This window comes from [Ruminococcus] torques ATCC 27756, assembly GCF_000153925.1.
In the GTDB taxonomy this organism is placed as follows: Bacteria; Bacillota; Clostridia; order Lachnospirales; family Lachnospiraceae; genus Mediterraneibacter; species Mediterraneibacter torques.
The window spans coordinates 68,144-75,047 of the sequence record NZ_DS264347.1 but is presented as its reverse complement, the minus strand read 5'-3'; the positions used below and the strand labels follow the sequence as shown (position 1 = coordinate 75,047).

General features: G+C 41.7%; 5 protein-coding genes. 3 read left to right on the top strand and 2 right to left on the bottom strand.

What is annotated here, in order from left to right; translation table 11 throughout:
• Positions 1 to 158 precede the first annotated feature (158 nt).
• Both RUMTOR_RS05415 and RUMTOR_RS05410 read right to left on the bottom strand, forming a co-directional pair.
• Positions 159 to 827 carry a DDE-type integrase/transposase/recombinase gene (locus RUMTOR_RS05415; RefSeq protein WP_004846151.1) on the bottom strand — a complete coding sequence of 223 codons (669 nt, stop codon included), beginning with the start codon at positions 825 to 827 and terminating at the stop codon, positions 159 to 161.
• Positions 828 to 1,205: 378 nt separating this feature from the next.
• The gene (locus RUMTOR_RS05410; protein ID WP_242647671.1) at positions 1,206 to 2,603 is read right to left on the bottom strand and encodes an IS30 family transposase; all 1,398 of its coding nucleotides are present in this window, start codon (positions 2,601 to 2,603) and stop codon (positions 1,206 to 1,208) included.
• A gap of 126 nt (positions 2,604 to 2,729) precedes the next feature.
• On the opposite strand from RUMTOR_RS05410, the gene scfA reads away from it, so the two are divergent.
• The 3 genes from scfA to RUMTOR_RS05395 all read left to right on the top strand — a co-directional run bounded on the left by scfA (position 2,730) and on the right by RUMTOR_RS05395 (position 6,852).
• Positions 2,730 to 2,873, top strand: coding sequence for a six-cysteine ranthipeptide SCIFF (gene scfA / locus RUMTOR_RS05405; protein ID WP_004846150.1), 144 nt, complete (start codon positions 2,730 to 2,732; stop codon positions 2,871 to 2,873).
• A 104-nt stretch (positions 2,874 to 2,977) separates the two neighbouring features.
• A complete protein-coding gene (scfB, locus tag RUMTOR_RS05400; RefSeq protein WP_009243476.1) occupies positions 2,978 to 4,381 on the top strand; it encodes a thioether cross-link-forming SCIFF peptide maturase in 1,404 nt (467 codons plus the stop codon).
• Between the two features lie 101 nt (positions 4,382 to 4,482).
• Positions 4,483 to 6,852 (top strand): protein translocase subunit SecDF, encoded by a 2,370-nt coding sequence (locus RUMTOR_RS05395; RefSeq protein WP_004846148.1) that lies wholly within the window; start codon positions 4,483 to 4,485, stop codon positions 6,850 to 6,852.
• Positions 6,853 to 6,904: the final 52 nt, after the last annotated feature.

Sequence of the window (6,904 nt, the reverse complement as noted above, 5' to 3'; positions counted from 1 at the left end):
GTCGAAGCTGCTTGGAAAAATCTCAAGATAGAAAGTAGCGGAGTATAAAACGTTCAATATCTGCGGTGGCTGCGTTCCACTTTTCCGTTATGACGTGGGTTTAAAGGTCGGATCAGTTTATGTTGGATGCAAGTTCTTTTAAAGTCCGTGGAATAAAGTCAATGTTTCTTGCCGGAAGTGGAAAAGCGCTTTGTAAATTTCACGCCGTTGTCTGTCTGAACGCATTCGATTGGCATAGGAAAGCGTTGGATCAGATGCTTGAGGAACTGTGCGGATGAATAGGTGCTGTGTTCTTCAAAAGCTTCCACATACCGCCAGCGGGAGTACTCATCAATGGCGGTATACTGATAGAATTTCTTTCCTTTCGCATTATTGACAAGACAACATGCAGGAACGAATTTCACATCGACCTGGATACGCTGTCCGGGATATTTCATCTGCTCATAAGGCTTCGGAATATATTTGGGATTCGGAAGTTTTTGAGCCAAGATTCCCTGTTTCTTCAGAAAACGATACAATCCTGGGATGGAACGTTTATAACCGCGCTGCATAAGTTTGACCCAAAAGACAACCAGACCAGAATGGGGATTGCGCCTACGCATATCTTGGATCAGCTTGATTTCTTCAGGTGTATGCTGATTGGGATGGTGATGGGGACGGCGTGAACGATCGCGGAGAGACTCTATTGTGCCGTCATAGCGGCGCTTCCAACGATAAATATACTGGCGGTTTGTCTTATATTTAATTGCTGCTTTTGAGACACCATATTTTTCGGCGAAACGGATCAGGGATAGACGATACCTCATATCTTGTGTTATACTTGCCATGCGGGAATACTTCCTTTCTTAAATGTTTAGGTTTGGTAGCTTAAAGCATAACACAGAAAAGGTATTTCCGCTTTTTAATTATTCAGTTGTAACACATGTATTGTAATCCTACATTCTCAATCTTGCAGAGGGTTGAGTGAATAAGTAAATTCCATATGTAAAAGTAAATTCCATACAGAAGACTAAATTCGATATTTTAGGGTTTGACGAATTGTGTCAAATCCTTTAAAGTGGAATTTAACCAGATAATAAATGCTTTTCTGCAATAAAAATGTATGCTAATGAGACAACTGGAATCTGCTCTGTAAGACTAAATTCCACTTGTCTGGTATGTGTGATATGGAGCCTTTATCCGCAGATTTGTTTTATTATCTGGTTTTATTTTTTCAATAATGCAGGCGTTAATACGATCTCATCTGCCGGTATTTCAGTGAGAGCAAAAAAATTTAAAAGTTCATGTGGGAGCATGATTTTTGCAAGAGCCATAGGCGACAATCCACCAAGGCTTTGTCTTGGAGTACTGTTGATATGGCTCATCATCAGATTGATCTCTTTTTGCGAGTAATCGTCAAAGGATGTTCCTTTCGGGCATATTTTTCGGATATATTCATGGTTCTTTTCACAATGCGGCTTTTGCCAGGAACACATCGGATCACAATAATAAATACTTGTCCGAATCAGGTTGTCTTCACCACATTCCAATGCATCCGGAATCTGAAATTCACCGCCTCTGTCCGTTAAAATCAGCGAAAAAGCAGAGGCAAAAGAAAAGGTTCCAATCGCATGCTCAATGGAGTCAAATACATTTTTTATATGATCGGATTCTTTGCTGTCAAGAAGATACGCCATCATAAAAGAACATTCGGAAAAGTGGAAAGTGAGTAACACCTTGTGGGAACCTTCACAGCCGAGAACGGTATCCATTTCAGTAACTCTTGTATCCGGGAACTCTTTTAAAAATGCCTGAAAGTCTTTGTAAGTACGACCTTCATAGATTGTTTTATCAACTAATTCAGAAGAGCCGGAAGAACGGAGCTTATATTTTACTTTTTTAGGCAGATCGATATTTTTAACACTCAAAGCTCCGGATTCAATGTAATTGTAAAGCGTTTTTTCTGAGTAAGGGATCTCCGGATGATTCTGTAGGATCATGTAAGGGGACTGCCCCTGCATAATCAGTGGGGAAACCAGTTCATCCAGCCTTATCAAATCTTCAGGAGAAATGTTGATACCAGTTCGCGATTCAATCAGAACGGTTCGATATTCCCTGTGAGCAATCGTGGCTCTATAATAAGCCTTATCCAAACGGCATCCGCTTTTTTTACTGCAAGCATTGCATACAAAGGGAGCTTTATCTAGTTTGGAACAATGATAACTGCGAGGAATGAAATCATCGCAATGGGAATTACAGTGGTTGCAGAGTTTACACATTCTTTTGCATATCGGAGCATAGATTTCACAGATATTCTTTTTTTTGCAGTCTTTTATTAGAGCACATTTATTTTTTGATTCATTGAAGTGGCTATGTTCCTGAATAGTGCGGTGCTTTTTAATTTCTTTGGAGATAGTGGTTGGATCTTTTCCTAACTGTAGCGCAATGCTATGGAGGGAGTTTCCTTGATCCAACCTTTTTTCAATTATAATACGCTGATCCATTGTCATATGCTTTTGATTTCCAGGGATAGATTTACACATAAGTACCTCTTTTCTACTGCGGATAGAAGGTACTAAAATAATATAGGATATAGAAGAAGAGAGTAAGACTAAATTCAGCATGATGGTGGAATTTAGTTTTTCATTTAAGGCAATCTTGCAGAGCAGTTAAAAAACTCTTTAAAAATGGCGCATACTGTGCTATAATTTTATGAGCGTAATAATGTTATAAGATTAGGAGGACAGGACATGAAACATATTAAAACATTAAATACACAGACATTGAATCACACAGTAAAAAAAGGCGGATGCGGCGAGTGCCAGACATCATGCCAGTCAGCATGTAAGACATCTTGTACTGTTGGAAACCAGACTTGCGAGCAGAAGAAATAATTAAAATATCGTAAGAATACGGGGCAATAGGGTGAAGAAGGCAGCGGTCTTTAAAAGCCGCTGCCTTATGCTTGTTTGAACGAAATGAAAGAGAGGTATTTTTCGTGATACATTTGTATCAGAATAACGGATATAATATAGTGTTGGATGTCAACAGCGGTGCAGTGCATGTCGTAGATAAGGCAGCGTACGATGTGATCGGCGCGTTAGAAGAGCAAAATGAATTACATACGGCAGAAACATTGAAAACACCGGAAACTTTTGAGTTCTTAAGATCAAAACTCGGAAGTACATACGCAGAAGAAGATATAAGAGATATTTTGGAAGCTGTCGCAACGATTACGCAAGAGGGAAGACTTTTTACGAGAGATGTTTATGAAGACTACATTGATGAAGTGAAGCAGAGAAAAACAGTTGTCAAGGCGCTTTGCCTGCACATCGCACATGACTGTAATCTGGCCTGCAGATACTGCTTCGCAGAAGAAGGGGAATATCATGGACGCCGGGCGCTTATGTCTTATGAAGTAGGAAAAAAAGCGCTTGATTTCCTTATTGCGAATTCGGGAAAAAGAAGAAATCTGGAAGTAGACTTTTTCGGCGGAGAACCGCTTATGAACTGGCAGGTTGTAAAAGATCTTGTCGCTTACGGGCGAGAGCAGGAAAAAATCCACGATAAGCATTTCCGTTTTACAGTGACGACAAACGGAGTGCTTCTAAATGATGAGATCCAGGAATTTGTCAATAAAGAGATGGATAACGTCGTACTTAGTTTGGATGGCAGAAAAGAGGTTAACGACAAAATGCGTCCGTTTAGAAACGGAAAGGGAAGTTATGATCTCATTGTGCCGAAATTTCAGAAACTTGCAGAGAGCCGGAATCAGGAGAAGTATTACATAAGAGGAACATTTACGAGAAATAACCTGGATTTCTCCAACGACGTACTTCATTTTGCGGATCTTGGATTTGAGCAGATTTCAATCGAGCCGGTCGTAGGAGAAGATACAGATCCTTATGCGATCAGAAAGGAAGATCTTCCGAAGATTTTTGAAGAATATGACAAGTTGGCAAAGATCATGGTAGAGCGTGAAAGAAGCGGACGGGGCTTTACATTTTTCCATTTTATGATCGATTTGGAAGGCGGGCCGTGCGTTTCAAAACGTCTGTCGGGATGTGGATCGGGAACAGAATATCTTGCAGTAACTCCGTGGGGAGATTTGTATCCATGTCATCAATTTGTCGGACAGGAAGAATTCCTTATGGGAAATGTGGACGAAGGTATTACGCATACGGAGATTGCGGATGAATTCAGAGGATGCAGCGTATATTCAAAAGAAAGCTGCAAAAATTGTTTCGCAAGATTTTATTGCAGCGGCGGCTGTATGGCGAACTCTTATAAGTTCAATCATTCGATCAATGATACATATGAAGTAAGTTGCGAGATGGAGAGAAAACGTGTTGAATGTGCGATCATGATCAAAGCTGCATTGGCCGACGCCGACGCACAGTAACGGAAAAGCGCATAGAGCATAAAGAAAGGTACATGAGCGGACGGAATAAAACGTCTGCATAAATGTAGATAAAAAAGAAAAGTAAGAAAGGAAAAGAAGTCATGAAAAAGAGCAGAGGTATATTAAGCCTTATTCTCGTGGCAGCACTTTCAGTCCTGCTCGGTGTGACTACGATCCGCGGATTGGATTCCGAAGGAATGGGCGCAGCGAAAAATATTAATTTGGGACTGGATCTTGAGGGTGGAGTCAGCATTACATATCAGGTAAAAGGCGACAAACCGTCACAGGAAGACATGGATGACACTGTATATAAAATGCAGCGTCGTGTAGAGCAGTACAGTACAGAGGCACAGGCATATCAGGAAGGTGACAACCGGATCAGCATCGAGATCCCGGGCGTAGAAGACGCGAATGCAATCCTTGAAGAATTAGGACAGCCGGGATCACTGTATTTCATTAAGCACAAAGATGCTGATGGAAATGAGAACTACACACTTGGAGCAGAAGGTTATGTATTGAATAAAACGATCGATGAACTGAAAGCGAACGGTTCTATCGTTTTAACAGGATCGGAAGTGAAATCCGCTACGGCAGGCGCATGGGACGATCAGAAGACAGGTAAGAAAATGTATGGGGTAGATCTTACGCTGAATGCAGAAGGAACAGATGCGTTTGCGGCAGCTACAACAGAAGCATACAACAACGGAAACGATACGATCGCAATCTATTATGACGGAGAATTGATCAGTGTTCCGAGTGTAAATGCAATCATTGAAAACGGACAGGCACAGATCACAGGCTCTGCATCATACGAAGAAGCGGATAATATCGCATCTACGATCCGTATCGGAGGTCTGAATCTGGAACTGGAAGAGATCAGTTCAAAAGTAGTCGGCGCACAGCTCGGTGAAGAAGCGATCAGTACAAGTCTTAAGGCAGGAGCGATCGGTCTTGCAGCCGTATGTCTGTTTATGATCTTTGTGTACCTGCTTCCGGGATTTGCATCAAGTATCGCGCTTGTCATTTATGTCGGCTTGATCTTACTTCTGTTAAATGCGTTTGACATCACGCTTACACTTCCTGGTATCGCAGGTATTATCCTCGGTATCGGTATGGCAGTAGACGCGAACGTTATCATTTTTGCTCGTGTGAAAGAAGAATTGTCAGCAGGAGCGTCTGTTCATTCAGCGCTTCGGGCAGGATTTCATAAAGCGATGTCGGCAATCCTTGACGGAAATATTACAACATTGATCGCGGCTGCAGTATTGTGGCTTAGAGGAAGCGGTCCGGTAAAAGGATTTGCACAGACATTGGCTCTTGGTATCGTCGTTTCGATGTTTACGGCGCTTGTTGTAACAAGACTGCTCGTATATTCTTTCTATGCTATCGGCATCCGCAATCCGAAAGTATACGGCAGAGTAAAAGAAGAGAGAAAACCGATCGATTTTCTCGGAAAGAAAAAAGTGTTCTTTGTCGTTTCTATCGCACTTTGCCTGAGCGGATTTGTTGTTATGGGAATCAATTCCGCAAGGGACGTGGGAGCGCTGAATTACAGCCTTGATTTTGTCGGCGGTACGGCGACAACGGTAACGTTTGACAAAGAGTATACATTAGAAGAAGTTGACAGTCAGATGGTGCCTGAACTTGAAAAGATCACAGGCGATAAAAACGTACAGGTACAGACTGTAAAGGGAACAAATCAGGTAGTGTTTAAAACACAGACTCTTGACCTTGAAAAGAGAGAAGCTTTTGAATCTTATATGCAGAACGAGTTTGGCGTAAAAGAAGAGATTGCCACAGAAAATATCAGTTCTACGGTAAGTTCCGAAATGAGAATGGATGCGGTGATCGCAGTTATTATCGCGACGATCTTCATGCTTTTGTATATCTGGTTCAGATTTAAAGATATTCGTTTTGCTACGAGCGCGGTAGTGGCGCTTCTGCACGACGTGCTTGTCGTACTTGCATTTTATGCGATCGCCCGTGTTTCCGTGGGAAATACATTTATCGCATGTATGCTGACAATCGTCGGATACTCTATTAATGCGACAATCGTTATTTTCGACCGTATCCGTGAGGAGATGAAGAACAGTTCCAGAAACACAGATCTGAAAGATCTTGTAAATCGCTGTATCACACAGACGCTGACAAGAAGTATTTATACATCGCTGACAACATTTGTCATGGTGGCGGTTCTGTATGTGATGGGTGTAAGTTCGATCAAAGAATTCGCACTTCCGCTTATGGCGGGAATCGTTTGCGGAGCTTATTCATCTGTATGTATCACAGGCGCGCTCTGGTATGTTATGAAGACCGGGAAGAATGCAAAAGTTCAGGCTGCTTCCGTACCGGCGAAACAGGTTGAAAGTGTAAAGACAGAGTCGTCAGAAGAAAGCTCATCGGACGGAAATGTTCAAAAAGCAGCAAAATCAAAAACAAAAAGAAAAAAAAGAGAGATAAATTTTCGTTAAAAGATTGTTTGAAACGAAAATGAAAAGACCGGTCGTGAAGCGGAAACGTTTT

What these genes read in the sequence shown, in the direction of transcription:
- RUMTOR_RS05395 (WP_004846148.1), top strand. Translation starts at nt 4,483, where the DNA reads ATGAAAAAGAGCAGAGGTATATTAAGCCTTATTCTCGTGGCAGCACTT.
- scfA (WP_004846150.1), top strand. Translation starts at nt 2,730, where the DNA reads ATGAAACATATTAAAACATTAAATACACAGACATTGAATCACACAGTA.
- RUMTOR_RS05415 (WP_004846151.1), bottom strand. Translation starts at nt 827, where the DNA reads ATGGCAAGTATAACACAAGATATGAGGTATCGTCTATCCCTGATCCGT.
- RUMTOR_RS05410 (WP_242647671.1), bottom strand. Translation starts at nt 2,603, where the DNA reads ATGCTGAATTTAGTCTTACTCTCTTCTTCTATATCCTATATTATTTTA.